This window comes from Megasphaera sp. UBA4233, from assembly GCF_002395615.1.
GTDB lineage: Bacteria > Bacillota > Negativicutes > Veillonellales > Megasphaeraceae > Megasphaera > Megasphaera hexanoica.
Genome location: NZ_DGXL01000029.1, coordinates 65,839 through 82,867, shown reverse-complemented (window position 1 = coordinate 82,867; position 17,029 = coordinate 65,839). Strand labels below are relative to the sequence as shown.

Below are 17,029 nucleotides of genomic sequence, written 5' to 3'. Positions count from 1 at the left end.
TTATTCCGGTTCGACTTCTACCATTTCGTACGCTTCGATTTCGTCGCCTTCCTTGATATCGCGGTAATTTTCCAGCGTGATACCGCATTCATACCCTTCGGCAACTTCTTTCACATCATCTTTGAAACGGCGCAGGCCGTCTACTTCGCCTTCATGGACGACGATGCCATTGCGGATCAGGCGTACCTTGGATGTGCTGGAGATTTTGCCTTCTTTGATATAAGAACCGGCGACAATGACCTTGGGAGTCGTAATGACTTTGCGTACTTCTGCCCGTCCGGTAATATGTTCTTCGTATTTCTTTTCCAGCATCCCTTTGATAGCTGCTTCAACATCATTGATGGCATCATAAATGACCCGGTACGTACGCATATCGACATTTTCATGTTCCGCAGCCTTGCGGGCCGATGCATCAGGGCGGACGTTGAAACCGATGATGAGGGCATTCGATGCCGACGCCAGCATAATATCCGATTCATTGATAGCTCCAACGCCGGAATGAACGATAGAAATGCGGACTTCATCACTCTTGATGGCCATGAGCGACTGGCTCAGCGCTTCTACGGACCCTTGTACATCCCCCTTGACAATGAGGGACAATTCTTTCAATTCGCCCTGCTGAATCTGATTGAACAGGTCATCCAGCGTAACCTTGGCATTGACGTGCAGTTCAGACGACCGTTTCTTTTCCAGTCGTTTTTCGGCAACCGAACGGGCCGTCTTTTCATCCGTCGCATCGAGGATATCACCGGCTTCCGGTACATCATTCAGACCGAGGATTTCTACCGGGATAGACGGTTCTGCTTTCTTGACACGTTCGCCCCGTTCATTGGTCATGGCCCGCACCTTGCCGTAGCAGGAGCCGACGATAATCGTATCGCCTACGTGGAGCGTCCCTTTCTGGATCAGTACGGAGGCTACAGGACCGCGGCCTTTATCCAGTTTGGCTTCGATAACGACGCCCTGGGCCGGACGGTTAGGATTGGCTTTGAGATCCAGTACTTCTGCCAGTACCAGGATGTTTTCCAGCAAATCATCCAGGCCGATTTTCTTATGAGCGGAAACGGGGACCATAATCGTATCGCCGCCCCATTCTTCACTGATCAGGCCATATTCCGTCAGCTGCTGCATGACCTGCTGGGGATTGGCACTTTCTTTATCGATTTTATTGATAGCAACGATAATCGGGACACCAGCCGATTTGGCATGGTTGATTGATTCAATCGTCTGGGGCATGACACCATCATCGGCGGCAACGACGAGGACAGCAATATCCGTTACCTGGGCACCGCGGGCACGCATGGCCGTAAAAGCTTCATGCCCCGGCGTATCCATGAATACGATTTTCTTGCCTTCATAGCGGACCTGATAAGCCCCGATATGCTGGGTAATACCGCCTGCTTCATGACTCGTGATATGACTCTGGCGGATAGCATCGAGCAGACTGGTCTTGCCATGGTCAACGTGGCCCATGATTGTGACGACGGGGGGACGCGGCTGAAGAGATTCGGGCGGATCGATGATTTCTTCGATTTCCGTAGGATCTTCCGGCGGTGCTTCCTTCGTGACGGCGACGCCAAATTCATCGGCAATCAGCGAAGCTGTATCATAATCGATTTCCTGATTGATGGTAGCCATAATGCCGCCCATGAGCAGCTTTTTAATGACTTCACTGACTTCGCGGCCCAGCCGTTCGGCAAAATCTTTGACGATAATCGTTTCCGGAAGTTCGATAGACGTCGGGTAATTTTTCTTTTTCGCCGACGTATCCTGCATAGCCACATTCTGGCCACCATGCTGGTTCTTATTCCGTTTATTCTTATTCTTGCCTTTATTCAGGACATTGGACAAAAGCGTATGAGGCCGGTTCTGGTTTGATGCGTTCTTGCCATTATGACCGGACGGACCAGAATGTTTGTTATTCTTCCGGTTGTCATTGCGTCCCGTATTATTCTGCTGACTGTGGCCAAAATACTTCGTACGCTTCGTATCATTTTCACGAGCCGGCTGACTGCCGTTTTTACTATTCACATTCCCTTTGTGATTGGGATTCTGATTGCCCTGATGATTCTGGTTAGTCTGTTGAGTCTTCTTCATATTCTGCTGCTGACGATTGAAATTATTGCGGGACTGTCCTTCTTTTCTGACATTTCCCTTTTCTGTTTCCGGCCGTTGTCCCTGATTATTCTGCGGGCGGTTATTCCGGTTCTTGTTGTTCTTTTCTGGTCTCTGTTCATTTTTACGGACGTTCTGGCCGTTATTTTTCCCAGCCTGCATAGCCGCCTTTTTTCTCGTGCCATGAGCATCAGTATTTTCTTTTTTCGGCGCATATGCCTTATCCAGTACACGCTTTGCCTGATCATCTACACCAGAAAAATTCGTTGCCTTTATATTATGTTCTCCCAGAGTTTTAATAATATCGCTGGCCGATACGCCCAACTCCTTTGCCACTTCATATACTCGTTTCGTCATCTGGTTGCCCCCTTCTTCATCGCCTGTATCACGTCATCTATCGCCTTGGCAAATCCCCGGTCCGTCAATAATACTACCACATTCTGAGACTTCCCGACTGTTCTGCCCAGTTCTTCTTTCGTATATATATCTACAACCGCTATATTCCTGCGCACTGCAATGCGGCGGTATTTTTCTGCATTCTCACCGCCATCGCTGGCTACAAACAGGAGCGGCACTGCATGTTTCTTCAAATAATTTTCTGCAGCAAAATCACCACACACCGTCTTCCGTGCCCGACAGGCAAGGCCCAGAAGATTGCCGATCCGTTCCTGCCCTGTCATTCCAGATCCTTGCGGAGTTCTTCATAAATTTCAGGAGACACCTTTGTCTTTAAAGAACGTTCCAGCCTGTGTTCCTCATAGGCCTTTTCCAGGCACTCCGGATTCTGGCAGATGTACACGCCGCGCCCGGATTTCTTCCCTGTCTTGTCGATTTCGACATCTCCTTCAGGCGTGCGTACGATGCGGATCATCTCTTTTTTGCTCTTCTGTTCCTGGCAGCCGGCACAGACCCGCAAGGGAATTTTTTTCTTTTTCATGGTCCTCACCTACTCTTCCGTATGCTGGTCCGCTTCCACATCGCAAACTGCTGCATCTTCTGCTTCCGGAGCAGAAGGCATGGCCAGGTCGGCTAACAGGTCATCACCGTCCAGCTCTTCGCCAGCCGGTTCATCCTGTTTCTGTTCCGCCAGTTCCGCAGCCTGGCTTTCGCTCTTGATATCGATTTTCCAGTTGGTCAGCTTAGCCGCCAGACGGGCATTCTGACCGGCTTTGCCAATAGCCAGGGACAGCTGGTAATCGGGAACGACGACGTTAGAGGTCTTTTCCGCTTCATCAACCGTTACCGAAACCACCGTTGCCGGGCTCAGGGCATTGGCAATGTAGACAGCCGGATCTTCATCCCATTTCACGATATCTATTTTTTCATTCTGCAGTTCTGTCACAATATTCTGCACCCGTACTCCTTTCGGACCGACACAGGCGCCGACACAATCCACATTTTCATCGCGGGAATAGACGGCAATTTTCGACCGGCGGCCCGGTTCACGGGCAACGGATTTCAGTTCTACGACGCCATCATAAATTTCCGGAACTTCCAGTTCAAAGAGGCGCTTTAACAGGCCCGGATGTGTCCGGGAAACGAGAATCTGGGCGCCCTTGGTCGTCTTGCGTACTTCTACCACATAACACTTGATACGCTGGCCGACCGTATACGTTTCCGTCGGAATCTGTTCGGAAACGGGCAGGACCGCTTCTGCTTTCCCCAGATCAACATAGACATTGCGCTGTTCGATACGCTGGATGATTCCCGTGATGATGTCATCCTGACGGTTGGAAAATTCATCGTAGACGATGCTCCGTTCGGCTTCACGCAGCCGCTGGATCATGACCTGTTTGGCTGCTTGGGCAGCGACACGGCCAAAATTCTTGGGCGTCACATTGACATTGATGACATCGCCTGCCGAATATTCCGGGTCCAGGATCTGGGCCATGGCCAGAGAAATTTCGGCGTCTTCATCTTCTACCGTTTCCACTACCGTCTTAGGAGCCAGGATTTTATAATCGCCAGTCAGGCGGTTTAATTCTACGACGGCGTTGGGATTGGCATCTGGCTCTTTTTTATAGGCCGTAATCAGGACCGCTTCCAGCGAATCACAGATGACATCGGCAGAAACGCCCTTTTCTTTGGACAAATAGGCAATCGCATTGAGTAATTCCTTGTTCACTTTCATGTACCTCCACTAAAAATCAATATGTAACCGTATCTGGGATATATCTTTCATGTCCAATGTTTCTTCCGTTTCATCATGGCTGACTGTCAGGACATCGCCTTCCCTGCCCTTCAGCACAGCGGTCAGAAGTTTCGTTCCATTATGGGGCTTGAAGAAATGAATATCGACATCGCGGCCCTGGTAACGGATAAAATCTTTTTCCTTTTTCAGGACCCGGTCCAGTCCCGGGGAAGATACTTCCAAAAGATAATTGTCACTGATGGGATTTTTTTCATCCAGTATCTTACTGAGTTTTTCACTGACGGCCTGGCAGTCTTCCAGATCGACGCCTCCCTGCTTATCAATAAAAACCCGTAAATACCAGTTCCGTTCCCGGACGTATTCCACATCGACGAGTTCTAATGCCGTACCGGCAATGATTTTTTCAACTTCTTCAGCTACCAGTTCTTCAATATGTTCGCGTCTCATAATTCACCTGTATCTTTCCCGACGAAACCCTGCAAGTAAAAGTTAAGAGTGGGCTTCCACCCACTCTTAGAAAAGTTTACATCTAATTAACTAAAGTATACCACCAACAGCGTTTTCTGACAATGAAAAACGCTCACTCTGCCGCCTTTAAATCAGCAGCAATGGAGTCCAGCACAGGCAGGAGACGTTCCTGCAATGCTTTTTTCAGGAGCTTCAGATCACTGCTGTCAAAATCATGTACCAGATTGGGGAAATTATGTATCCGCCGTTCGGCAAAAAAATCATCCCGGAGTATGTTGTACATGAGTGACAAACCGCTACGCGTCGCTCCATCATAGTAAGCCAGGATCATATACGACCCATTAATGATTCGCACGGCATCATTGGGACGGATCAGCCGCCTGAAACCGGCATATGATTTCGGCAGGAAGTCATCCCAGTCCACCGTCGTGATTCCTTTATCCTTCAACAATACACTGAAATTCTCTTCCCGATCTACATAATACGTCCGGATCAGCTCCGGGAGCCGGGATTCTACCATATTACGAAAACTTTCAAAATTTTCCGTAATAAATTCAATGAGCGCAAACTCCAGCATTCCAATATCCGTACGGACAAATAATTCATTCGTTTCCGGATTGATTGTCCCCCGTACGGTCCAGCCATTATCGTCATTCGTATATAGAAAAATCAGGTATTCCTTATCTTTCCCATGATCCTGTACCATGTGCTGCTCTGCCGTTAACTTAAAATCTCCCACCTGAAGTGGGAGACTCGAAGTGATATTCCATTGTTTGACTGTTTCAATCAATGTATCATCCATAGGGCAAAAAAATGGTGCGGTTGGTGGGAGTTGAACCCACACGATCGATGATCACTGCCGCCTGAAGACAGCGCGTCTGCCATTCCGCCACAACCGCATAAAAAGAAATTAAAAGTTATACAGTTTTTTGTATTGCCTTTCGTTCAACAAGACTATTCTAACATACTCTCTCGTTTCTGTAAAGGGTATTTCTTCAATTTTTTTAAAGTTTTTGTCCCAGCCATATTCATCCATCCAGGAATCGACATGGCCGCGTCCGGCATTATACGCTGCCAGAGCCAAAACTTCATTGCCATCATACTCTTTGAGAAGATATGCCAGATACCAGGTACCCATCCTGATATTCGTCTGTACATCGTTCAGCTGGGCAGGACGAAAATTTTCCATCCCCATCTTTTCAGCAATCCATTTGCCTGTATCAGGCATAATCTGCATCAGACCGCTGGCACCCCGGTGAGACGAGGCCGACCGGTCAAACTTGCTTTCCACCAGAATCACTGCCGCTACCAGCGCCGGATCCACATGGTTTTCATAGGCATACTGTCTGACCATATAGTCATACTGCAGAGGATATACGATTTTACGCATTACATCGTCTTTCCAGGTAAAGAAATACGACGCAGAGAAACAGGCAACCAATACAGCTGCTACAATTTTTACCTTTGTATTATTTCTCCGTCTCACAGCTTACTCCCCAGATTGAATCCGTTTCATCAGTTCATGCCACTCATACCGCACCTGTTCTTCTGTATCTTCCAAAGAACCAGTATTGTCGATGATAACCTGAGCCAATGACCGTTTTGTATCAATAGGAAGTTGAGCATGGATGCGTGCCATTGCTTCGTCCCGTGTATAGTGATTCCGCGCCATCAGCCGTGAAAGCTGCGTCGCCGGATCCACATATACGAGCCATGCTTCATCAACGTACGTGTTGTATTTTATCTCAAATAGCAATGGCATGTCAAGGAAAATGACCGGATTTTTTTTATTTTTTTCAATTATTTCAATTGTATCATTGATTCCCCGCTGGATGAGAGGAAATAAAATGCCTTCCAACTGCGCCTTTTTCTCCCTGTTTCCAAAAACGACGCGGCCTATATACGCCCGGTCCATCGTGCCATCTGCGCACAACGTATGCGGTCCGAAGGCGTCAGCAACGGCCTTCAGTCCTTCCGACCCGGGCCGGACGACATCATGGGCGATCTGGTCACAGTCGATGATTCCCGCCCCCAGCTGACGCAGCATGGCCACAACTGTACTCTTCCCCGAAGCAATACCTCCCGTAAGCCCAATCTGAAACATACCGTCCTCCCCTTTCATAAATATCCGCCAGACCTTTCTTATAAAAAACAGACTAATAATCTCATATTCCCATTCTAATTGCCATTCCGAATATTTTTTTGAAGGCAGGCAGCATAATCCATAAGTTCCTTAGCATTACGGCTGGTCGTCCGTCCACCATCACCATTCAATTCGCGCGTTCTCTCGTTACACTGCGTCCTTGTTCATACATAGCATAGCGAACATCCTCCGGTTAAACTTTGCAGCCACATAAATGACACCACGCTTCACATAAACAACTTCTATTTTCAAATATATCATGATTATAACATACAAGGTCGTTAGCGAAAAGTCTCTTCAGGAAAGCTGGTGATCCCGGGCCGTTCACAAGGCTAAACTATTCATGGTATAATCATTTTTAAGTAAAGAGAAACGAGGCGGGAATATATGAAACTGACAGCACTATTAGCACAGGAACGCCGGGAAGGAATAGAACAAGGACGGGAAGAAGGGGTAAACATCTTTTATTCATTCCTGCTCCCAGATGCAAAAAAAAGAATCCCCACAAGCTGCTTATTAGTGAACAGCTTGCGGGGATTTTCGCTATTATTCCCATTCAATAGTGGAAGGTGGTTTGCTCGTAATATCGTACACGATGCGGTTGATGTGATCTACTTCATTGACGATGCGGCTGGAGATTTTATCGAGGACATCGTAAGGAATGCGTGCCCAGTCGGCCGTCATGAAGTCGGTCGTCGTAACGCCGCGCAGTGCCAGCGTGTAATCATAGGTACGGAAATCACCCATGACGCCGACAGAGCGGTTGTTGGTCAAAACGGCGAAGTACTGGTTGATATCCCGCTGCAGGCCGGCATTGGCGATTTCTTCACGGAATATGGCATCGGCATCGCGGAGGATAGCCAGTTTTTCCTTCGTGATTTCACCCATAATGCGGATAGCAAGGCCCGGACCGGGGAATGGCTGGCGCCATACGAGATAATCCGGCAGGCCCAGTTCTGCACCCAGTTCGCGGACTTCATCTTTAAAGAGGTTGCGGAGTGGTTCAATGAGGCCTTTAAAATCGACAACCGCCGGGAGACCACCTACATTATGATGGCTCTTGATGACAGCGGCATCGCCGGCACCGGATTCGATGACGTCCGGATAAATCGTTCCCTGGGCAAGGAAATCGACAGATCCGATTTTGCGGCCTTCATCTTCAAAGACGCGGATAAATTCTTCACCGATGATTTTCCGCTTCCGTTCCGGATCGGTCACGCCGGCCAGTTTCCCCAGGAAGCGTTCAGAAGCATCGACGCGGACAAAATTCATGCCGCTGTCTTTGAAAGCTGCTTCTACTTCATCGCCTTCATTCTTGCGGAGCAGGCCGTGATCGACGAAAATACAGGTCAGCTGGCTTCCTACGGCTTTTGAAATCAGAGCCGCGGCAACGGAACTATCGACGCCGCCAGATAAAGCTAATACGACCTTGCCGTTGCCGACCGTTTCCTTAATATGGGCAATTGCCGTCTTGGCATAATTGGCCATGGTCCACGATCCCGTACATCCGCAGACTTCAAAGAGGAAGTTATGGAGCATTTCCTTGCCATGTTCCGTATGAAGCACTTCCGGATGATACTGCATGGCATACAATTTGCGTTCCGTATTCTGCATCGCTGCCACAGGGCAGTTTTCCGAATGAGCGACGATAGAAAAACCAGCCGGTAATTCCGCTACATAATCCTGGTGACTCATCCAGACGATTTCCTTTTCCGCCAGTCCTTTGAAAAGTGGCGACGACGTATCTACGTCGGTTTCCGTCTTGCCAAATTCGCGGCGGTCGGCATGACGCACTTCCCCGCCCAGCGTCTGGGCCATGAACTGCATGCCATAACAAAGCCCCAGTACAGGAATCCCCAGTTCAAATACGTCGGCTTCTATCTTAGGCGCATTTTCTTCGTATACACTGGCCGGACCACCCGTAAAAATAATCCCTTGCGGCTGCAATTCCTTGATTTTAGCTACGGCTTTATGATACGGATACACTTCACAGTATACATGATTTTCACGGACGCGACGCGCAATGAGCTGATTATACTGTCCGCCAAAATCGACAACAATGACAAGTTCTTTGTTATCCATTACTTCCTCCTCTTATACATTCCCGGAAACAACCTGTGCTGCCTCCATTTGATTATTTTTTATTATACCATAGGTAACATAGAGTGACTAGTATAGAACTCACGGCTGGAAGCTTGTTTCCCCTGCCTCGCCGGAAAGGGCGCCATCTGCTTCGTTGTCATCAGTCACCATAGCCCCGCTATGGCTCCTTCTTCCGCCTTGTATCTGACACCCTTTCCAGCGATTCAGGACAGAAACCGCTCCCAGTCGTGAGTTCTGTATTGCTGATTTGGGGTATAAAAAATAGCCAGTTCGACGAACCAGCTATCAGTATATATCGTCGGTTTGAAGCACCGTGTAGCATGGCGTCCCCGTGATAAGCAGAGAACCGCATTTAAAGGAGCGTAGCGACGCGCAAATGTGTGTGAATCGCCTATGCCGAAACACAGTGCCCTATTGTAGCACCTTGCCAGATATATATGAATATCGTAGTTACGGCAGAGGGGGCTTTATATCATCTGAGTTCCAGTATCTGAATCCGAGAACGTAGCATGTCGGACTGGCTCCAACCTTGCAAACTGGCTTTATCACACTACACGCAAAAAAGGACTCATAATAGAACTGTGAATAAAAATAAGGACCTGGATTGCTGCATCTGCAACAGTCCAATCAGTAAATGTATCTATAATGAAGGGGATGTTATTGCGTTTTGATTTTGTCAACCAGCTGTAGCTACCTGGAGTCTCAGGTCAAGGGCCCGCATGAGTTTGATGAGGGTATCGAGCTTTGGCGTTGTCTTCAGCGTTTCGATACGGGCTACTGAGGACTGGGGGATACCGCATTGCTCTGCAAGGGCGCGCTGGCTGATACCCAACTCCCGTCTCCGCCGGATGATGGAGGAAACAATGTCGCTTACTTCTTCAATTTCTTCCATATTGTGGCGTTCTTCTTCGCTGATTGCCTTTACATGATTTTTATAATCTTCCCATGTTCTCATTGTTCTGTCTCCTTCTGGCGGATGTAATCGTCACGTTCTGCCTTGGCACGGGTGATTTCCCGTTTTGGCGTTTTCTGTGATTTTTTGCGGAAATGATGGAGCAGTACATACTGGCTCTCATCATAGTAGAAGTAAAAGACCCGGTTGTTTCCTGGACGCAGTTCCCAGATATCTTCTTCCAGATGCTTTGTGATATTGACCGGCAGATTGGTGCCGTTTTTTGCGAGCAGATCGATGTAGAAGATAATCTGGTTGTACTGAATACGGGCATCCTTGCTGCTTTGGCTTTTCTCCCGCAAGGCTTCCAGAAAATCCCAGACTTCTGATTCACCACGCTTGTTCTCATAAAATTCAATCTTGTACATTATGATCTCCTTTATTCCCTTATTTAGATGATAGCATAAATGCTATCAAGAGGCAAGATTTGAGTAAGGATTATTCTAATGTAAGCCATTGTGGCACTATGCTTAATATTTATGTATAACAACATGCAGTTCGATGAATCGGCATTTCTACAAACCGAAAATTCCGGTCTATAAGCAACCACTTTGTACGATTCAGAACAGAAATCGCTTCCAGTCGTGAGTTCTGTATTGCTGATTTGGGGTATAAAAAATAGCCAGTTCGACGAGCCAGCTATCAGTATATATCGTCGGTTAGAAGCACCGTGTATCATGGCTCCCCTGGGAAGCGGGAGCTGGCGCCAATGGCCGACTTAGGCAGAGAACCGCATTTGAAGGAGCGTAGCGACGCGCAAATGTGTGTAGGGGCTCACGGCCGGGGGACTTCTTCTGTCTGCCTCACCGGCTATAGCATCATCTACGGCGTTGTCGTCTATCAACGTAGCCCCGCTACGCCTCTTTCCTCCGCCTTGTATCTGACACCATAGCCGATGATTCCGATGCAAAGCGCCCCAGTCGTGAGCCCTCGCCTATGCCGAAACACAGTGCCCTATTGTAGCACATTGCCAGATATATATGAATATCGTAGTTTCGGCAGAGGGGGCTTTATATCATCTGAGTTCCAGTATCTGAGTCCGAGAAACGTAGCATGCCGGACTGGCTCCAACCTTGCAAACTGGCTTTATCAACGCATGTAAAAACGGACTCATAATAAGACTTTGGATTGAAATAAAGCCCCTTCCACCACTTTGTGGCCCTCCTTCCCCTCACGGGGACGGCAAAGACACTCTGTCCGTCAAACCGGCCTACTACCTGCGGGCCTTCCGGCTTCGATGAATGACCTGCAACGAACGAACTACGGCCTTTCCCACTATCCCTTTTCCCAACGAAAAAAAGACCACTCTTTCGAGTGGTCTTTTTGATTCCGCACCGTACAGATTAGAATACGAATACGAACTGTGCACGAGTCAATTCTTCCGGATCCTTCGAGTTATCTTTAGCTTCGGAAGCGAAGGACTGCATTACGGAGAACATAGCATTCTTGGCAAATGTGTAGTCAACGCCTACACCCCAAGTCTTGATGTTATCCATGCCAGCCCATCTCCACATGTTAGTAGAGCCATTGAGGAATGCGCCGTCTTCAGCATTGAGGTATTCAACCCAAGCATCCCAGGACTTCGGAGCTGCGAAGGAAGCTGTGCCATACTGGAGCTTGCCATACCACATATCCGGATCGTCCGTTGCATCGTCGTTAATCTTTTCATAGTTAGCTGTCAGATTCCATTTCTGACCGAAGTTGAAGCTTGCAAAACCGCCCCAGAGGTCGTCAGCTGTGAAGCCTTTCTGACCATAAAAATCATTGTAGTAAGCGCCTACAGAAGAGCCAGCGAAGGAACCGCCACCGAAGAAGCCTTCCAATTCGCCATAACCGGTCTTAACGCCGTCAACTTCAGCTGTATTACCAAACTTAGCTACACCTGCTAAATCGCCTTCTTTGAACTTACCAAAGCCAGCGATAGCTTTGAATTTGTCATTCTTGTACTGCAACTGAGCGCCATCGAAAGCATCACCGAACTGGTAGCCAACTTTGTCACCGAGGATATAAGTGTAACGGCCTACCATGAGATCCCAATTGTTACCGCCGAAGTTGTAATCGATGTTAGCGAGATCCGTGTAGATATCTTCATCATTTGTATCTCCGCCGGAAGCTGCACCATTCTGACTAAAAGTCTGGTTGTTCGAGCTGATGCCGTAGGTTACTTTCGTGCGGTCATTAACCTGGGCATTAGCGCGGAGACGGATACGATACTGCCAAGAATCATCGTTTTCCTTCGCATTGTTCTGGAAACGATAACGGATACGAGCGTCACCAGTGAGTTTTACGTTGCCAACTTTGTTTTCGAGGTTGGATACGCGAACGCCGAGGCTGTTCAGTTCGTCAGCATATTCGTCAGCCAGTTTGTTGATGAGGGCACGCTGTTCAACGGAAGCTTTGTCCATGTGAGCCATAGCTTTAGCCGTCATTTCAGCTGCTTCATAACGGGTGATGTTGCGGTCGCCCTGGAAGTAGGTGCCGTCTACGCCCTGGATAATGCCAGCGTCAGCGAGTTCTACTACGGATTTATAAGCCCAGGAATCGGTCGGTACATCAACGAACGGGTTAGCTGCGAAAGCGCAAGTAGCGCCAACAGCCATGGTTGCAACTAAAGCTGCTAAAACTTTTGTTTTCATGTGAATTACCCCTTTTCTAAAAATAAGTTTTACCACTCATTACGGTCGAGCATTGTACTTATTTCCACAAGGGGTTCATTGGCGAGTTGTCCTAGTTTCCTCTCTTTTACTACCCTGGTTTCTATAAGTTTGTCTGCTCTCAATCTCAGTCACTGCCTGGGAACATTCCCACCTGCGACCTTGATGACATTATACCCCAAGATTGATTTTTTGTCAAAATGGCGTAAAGAATGTGTCAACCATGCGCTTTACAGGCATTTTACAAGGTAAATGTAAACCTTGCAGTTAAAAATTTATTAAATTTTATCTCAATCATTCTTAAATTTGTATCGGATTTGTAACAAAAACAGGCGGTAAAATAAACCGTTAAAAAATCGCTCTCCGTCCCATCGTTATGCCCTTCACAAGCCATAGCAAAAACCACTTTTTTCACATACTTTGCCAGCGGGAACTATTGCTTATGCCAATTTTGCATAGATATAAATCTACATCATATTGATTTAGGGTTAAACGTATAAATTAGGACCCACGGCCAGTGACTTATTTTCCCTGCCTCGCCAGCGTGACCATCATCTACTGCGTCGTCGGTCAACGTAGCCCCGCTATGCCTCCCTCCATCCTCCTTGCATATGACGGCCCCGCTGACGATTCAGGATGGAAACCGTCACCGGTCGTGGGTCCTGTATTGCTGATTTTAGGGGTAAAAAAAACAAGCCGCGCACCATTTCGGCACACGGCTTGTTCACTATTTCTTTTAGAAAAAGAAGTTGATTTCTACGTCGGTAAATTCATCGGGATCATCAGAACCATGTTTGGCTTCAGTTCCGAAGGTCTGAGCTGCTGTGAGGACTACGTTTTTAGCCAGTGTGTAGTCGATGCCTACGCCCCACGATTTCACGTTATCGAGGACGCTGTCGTCACGCCAGGAGTTGGTTGCACCGCCGAGGAGAGCTCCTCTGTCGGAGTTGATGTATTCAACCCAGGCATCCCAGGTACCGCGGGTTTCGCTGTCGGCACTGCCATAGGTCAGTTTGCCAATCCATACTTCCGGGTCATCGGTTACGTCATTACTGATTTTTTCATAGTTTGCAAATGCATTCCATTTACCGAGATTCAGGCTGGCATAAGCTCCCCAGAGGTCATCGGCTTTAAAGCCTTTCGCGCCGCCACTGAAATCATTGTAATATACGCCAACAGCCGAACCAGCTGCACGGCCACCGCCAAAGAATCCTTCTAATTCGCCATAGCCGGTCTTGACACCGAGGAGGCCATTGCCTACCACTTCTGCATCGGCATCATCAGCTGCATAGCCTTCTTTAAATTTACCATAACCGGCAGTCGCTGCAAAGTGATCACTGGTGTATTTCAATTCGGCACGGTCAAATACGTCGCCATACTGGAATCCGTAGGCATTGTCGCCACCGAGGATATATGTATCGGTACGGCCAACGCTGAGATTCCAGCGGTCGCCGCCAAAATTGTAATCCACTTTGGCATCATCTGTGAAGGTATCGCCATTGTCGTCATCGGCGCCTGATGCTGCACTATTATCACCAAAATTAATATCACCGGTGCTGATGCCATAAGTTACGGTTGTGCGGTCATTGACCTGGGCATTGGCCCGGAGGCGGACACGATAATCCCAGGAATGGTCGTTGCGATAATCATCATTGCCGTTCTGATGCTGGAAACGGATGCGCGCATCACCGGTAAGTTTGACATTGCCTACTCTCTTTTCCAGATTGGATACGCGAACGCCGAGGTTGTTCAGTTCATCAGCATATTCATCAGCCAGTTTATTGATAAGGGCACGCTGTTCAACGGAAGCTTTGTCCATGTGAGCCATCGCTTTAGCCGTCATTTCAGCTGCTTCATAACGGGTGATGTTGCGGTCGCCCTGGAAATAGGAGCCGTCTCCCCCTTGGATAATGCCAGCGTCGGCGAGTTCTACTACGGATTTATAAGCCCAGGAATCGGTCGGTACATCAATAAACGGATTCGCTGCGAAAGCGCAGGTAGCACCGACAGCCATAGTAGCAGCGAGAGTTGAAATGATTTTCTTTTTCATTCGATAGCCTCTTTTCTGATAGAAATATGTATCTGACAAGAAGCAACTTATTGACAAAAAGTTCAATGGCGAGTGTTCCTAGTTTCCTCTCATTTACTATTTTTAGCAATAAATTAACATTCTCATCTATTTTACGTGCAAAAAAGCACGTACTAAATATATACATAGTATACTATCAGACAAGGTTTTATGTCAATGCAATTGATTTATATTATCATAATTAAATGTATGAATATATTGTAATGCCGGACCCCCGACCGGAGACGGTTCTCATCCTGAATCGTCCCCGGTCGGGGGTCCTATTTTGCTAATCTTTGGGGTATGAAAAGCAGCCGATTCGACAAACCGGCTTTTTCTGCAAACTACAAACTTACCACTGCAAACTATCCTTTCCTATCCTTTCAGTATCTGCATAAATCCTTCAGGTCCGGGCAGGCGATGCAGTAGGCGCCAGGGAGTGTGTTCTGCCAGTTGGTCGTAGGTGTAGCGTCCGGTGGCGACGGAAATGGTTTTTGCTCCGATGGCTTTGCCGCACTGGATATCGTAGGGGGTGTCGCCGATGACGTACATGGTACCGATAGTGTCACCCCAGGCTTTTTTCGCCAGTTCCCAGGCGTGGCGGGCCATGTCGTCGCGATAGTAGAATTGACAGGCAAATCCTGAATGGTCAAAGTCAAAGTACTGGGTCAGGCCGAAGAAATCAAGTTTCAGTCTAGCGCCATAGATGCTGTTTCCCGTGAGCAGACATTGATGGTATCCTTCGGCTTTAGCCAGGTATGGCAGGAGTTCCCGGGCCGGCGGAATGACTTCACCTTTCATTTTTTTCAGCCATTTCATCAGTTTCTGTTCGTAATTCCGGCAGAAGTGATTGACTTCTTCATCGGTAGGCATGACGCCTCTGGCCTGATAGAGCAGCTGCTGGCAGATGTAATTATCCGTCCGGCCGCCGGCAGCGATTTTCGGCACGGCCTGGTCGTCACCCTGCAATTCGTGAAATACTTCCTGAATGGCATGCATGCCGGCCATTCCCGTATTGACCAGTGTCCCATCTATATCCCAATATAATATATCCATAATTCTCCCCCCTATACGAAAAGGAGCCGGGCAGCAGCACGCAACGACAGCCGCCGTTGTATGCCGCATACCCAGCCCCCTCAGCCAGTATTATTTCATGCCCTTATTATTTGGAAACGAGTTCTTTCGTATCGCGGGCAATCATGATTTCTTCGTTTGTCGGGATGACATAAAGTTTTACCGTAGAATCATCGGTGCTAATCATAGCATCTTTGCCGCGGACGTTATTGCGGGTCGGGCAAAGTTTGGCACCCAGGTATTCCAGGCCCTGGCAGATAGCTGCACGGTCTTCGATACCATTTTCGCCAACGCCGGCTGTAAAGGTGATGACATCGACGCCACCCATAGCAGCAGCCAGTGCGCCAATCAGTTTGCGTACCTGATAATGGAACATATCGAGAGCGAGTTTAGCCCGTTCGTTGCCTTCTTTAGCAGCTTCGCCGAGATCGCGGAAGTCGCTGGAAACGCCGGAAATGCCGAGTACGCCTGATTTCTTATTCATGAGCGTATCCATTTCTTTCGTGGACAGGCCTTTCTGTTCCATGACCGTCGTAACGATAGCAGGGTCGATATCGCCGCAGCGCGTGCCCATGAGGCAGCCGGCGAGCGGTGTGAAGCCCATAGTCGTGTCTACGCATTTGCCATATTTGATGGCAGCCAGGGAAGAACCGTTGCCAAGGTGGCAGTTGATGATGCGGAGTTTTTCAACGGGAACACCCATGACTTTGGCAATCTGGCCGGCTACATAGCGATGGCTCGTGCCATGGAAGCCGTAGCGGCGGATGCCATTTTCTTTATAGAGTTCATACGGAAGGCCATACATGAAGGCTTCCGGCGGCATGGTCTGATGGAATGCTGTATCGAAAACAGCGACCTGCGGTACGCCCGGCATGATAGCTTTGCAGGCGTTGATGCCGATGATGTTCGGCGGATTGTGAAGGGGTGCATAGGCGGAGCATTTTTCCAGGGCTTTCATGACTTCATCGTCAATTACCGTGGAGCTGGCAAAGGCTTCGCCGCCATGGACAACACGGTGACCTACCGCGTCAATGGCATCCATGGATTTGATAACGCCGCATTCGGCATCGGTCAGAATATCGAGAACGAGCTTTACAGCGACTTTATGATCCGGAATAGACTGCTGGATTTCCTTTTTCTGGCCATTCCATTTGTGAGTCAGCTGGGAATCGGGAAGACCGATTTTTTCTACCAACCCTTTTGCCATGACTTCTTCATTGTCCATGTTTACCAACTGGTATTTCAAGGACGAGCTGCCGCAGTTTACAACCAATACGATCATGCAATTTACCCTCTTTCA

Annotated in this window: 15 protein-coding genes and 1 tRNA gene; all 16 read right to left on the bottom strand. The window is 48.3% G+C overall.

The features are described 5' to 3' along the window. Nucleotides 1-2,472 (bottom strand): translation initiation factor IF-2, encoded by a 2,472-nt coding sequence (gene infB / locus B2U90_RS10510; RefSeq protein WP_059075761.1) that lies wholly within the window; start codon nt 2,470-2,472, stop codon nt 1-3. Then, on the bottom strand, nt 2,469-2,795 hold the full coding sequence (locus B2U90_RS10505) for a L7Ae/L30e/S12e/Gadd45 family ribosomal protein (protein ID WP_150824248.1): 327 nt from the start codon (nt 2,793-2,795) through the stop codon (nt 2,469-2,471). Before B2U90_RS10505 ends, infB begins: the two co-directional genes overlap by 4 nt. Then, complete coding sequence (rnpM, locus tag B2U90_RS10500) at nt 2,792-3,052, bottom strand: RNase P modulator RnpM (RefSeq protein WP_059075759.1); 261 nt, start codon at nt 3,050-3,052, stop codon at nt 2,792-2,794. The genes B2U90_RS10505 and rnpM overlap by 4 nt, the downstream gene beginning before the upstream one ends. Before the next feature lie 9 nt (nt 3,053-3,061). After that, complete coding sequence (gene nusA / locus B2U90_RS10495) at nt 3,062-4,240, bottom strand: transcription termination factor NusA (RefSeq protein ID WP_059075782.1); 1,179 nt, start codon at nt 4,238-4,240, stop codon at nt 3,062-3,064. A 15-nt stretch (nt 4,241-4,255) separates the two neighbouring features. Continuing rightward, nucleotides 4,256-4,714 carry a ribosome maturation factor RimP gene (gene rimP, locus B2U90_RS10490; protein WP_292017739.1) on the bottom strand — a complete coding sequence of 153 codons (459 nt, stop codon included), beginning with the start codon at nt 4,712-4,714 and terminating at the stop codon, nt 4,256-4,258. A 133-nt stretch (nt 4,715-4,847) separates the two neighbouring features. Next, nucleotides 4,848-5,525 carry a hypothetical protein gene (locus tag B2U90_RS10485; RefSeq protein ID WP_292017737.1) on the bottom strand — a complete coding sequence of 226 codons (678 nt, stop codon included), beginning with the start codon at nt 5,523-5,525 and terminating at the stop codon, nt 4,848-4,850. Between the two features lie 24 nt (nt 5,526-5,549). After that, nucleotides 5,550-5,634: transfer RNA gene (locus B2U90_RS10480), tRNA-Leu, on the bottom strand. An 11-nt stretch (nt 5,635-5,645) separates the two neighbouring features. Next, nucleotides 5,646-6,221 carry a lytic transglycosylase domain-containing protein gene (locus B2U90_RS10475; RefSeq protein ID WP_170087657.1) on the bottom strand — a complete coding sequence of 192 codons (576 nt, stop codon included), beginning with the start codon at nt 6,219-6,221 and terminating at the stop codon, nt 5,646-5,648. Nucleotides 6,222-6,224: 3 nt separating this feature from the next. Further along, nucleotides 6,225-6,839 carry a dephospho-CoA kinase gene (gene coaE / locus B2U90_RS10470; protein WP_059075756.1) on the bottom strand — a complete coding sequence of 205 codons (615 nt, stop codon included), beginning with the start codon at nt 6,837-6,839 and terminating at the stop codon, nt 6,225-6,227. A 585-nt stretch (nt 6,840-7,424) separates the two neighbouring features. Continuing rightward, nucleotides 7,425-8,960 (bottom strand): glutamine-hydrolyzing GMP synthase, encoded by a 1,536-nt coding sequence (gene guaA, locus B2U90_RS10465; protein ID WP_292017736.1) that lies wholly within the window; start codon nt 8,958-8,960, stop codon nt 7,425-7,427. 697 nt (nt 8,961-9,657) lie between these two features. Further along, nucleotides 9,658-9,936 carry a helix-turn-helix domain-containing protein gene (locus B2U90_RS10460; RefSeq protein ID WP_059075753.1) on the bottom strand — a complete coding sequence of 93 codons (279 nt, stop codon included), beginning with the start codon at nt 9,934-9,936 and terminating at the stop codon, nt 9,658-9,660. Continuing rightward, nucleotides 9,933-10,301 carry a type II toxin-antitoxin system RelE/ParE family toxin gene (locus B2U90_RS10455; RefSeq protein WP_059075752.1) on the bottom strand — a complete coding sequence of 123 codons (369 nt, stop codon included), beginning with the start codon at nt 10,299-10,301 and terminating at the stop codon, nt 9,933-9,935. Before B2U90_RS10455 ends, B2U90_RS10460 begins: the two co-directional genes overlap by 4 nt. 975 nt (nt 10,302-11,276) lie before the next feature. Further along, entirely contained in the window at nt 11,277-12,569 is a 1,293-nt protein-coding gene (locus B2U90_RS10450) for an S-layer homology domain-containing protein (protein WP_292017735.1), read from the bottom strand. 754 nt (nt 12,570-13,323) lie between these two features. Further along, the gene (locus tag B2U90_RS10445; RefSeq protein WP_292017734.1) at nt 13,324-14,637 is read right to left on the bottom strand and encodes an S-layer homology domain-containing protein; all 1,314 of its coding nucleotides are present in this window, start codon (nt 14,635-14,637) and stop codon (nt 13,324-13,326) included. Nucleotides 14,638-15,030: 393 nt separating this feature from the next. Continuing rightward, entirely contained in the window at nt 15,031-15,711 is a 681-nt protein-coding gene (locus tag B2U90_RS10440) for an HAD family hydrolase (protein WP_059075749.1), read from the bottom strand. 106 nt (nt 15,712-15,817) lie between these two features. Further along, complete coding sequence (locus B2U90_RS10435) at nt 15,818-17,011, bottom strand: acetate/propionate family kinase (protein WP_059075748.1); 1,194 nt, start codon at nt 17,009-17,011, stop codon at nt 15,818-15,820. Between the last annotated feature and the right edge of the window lie 18 nt (nt 17,012-17,029).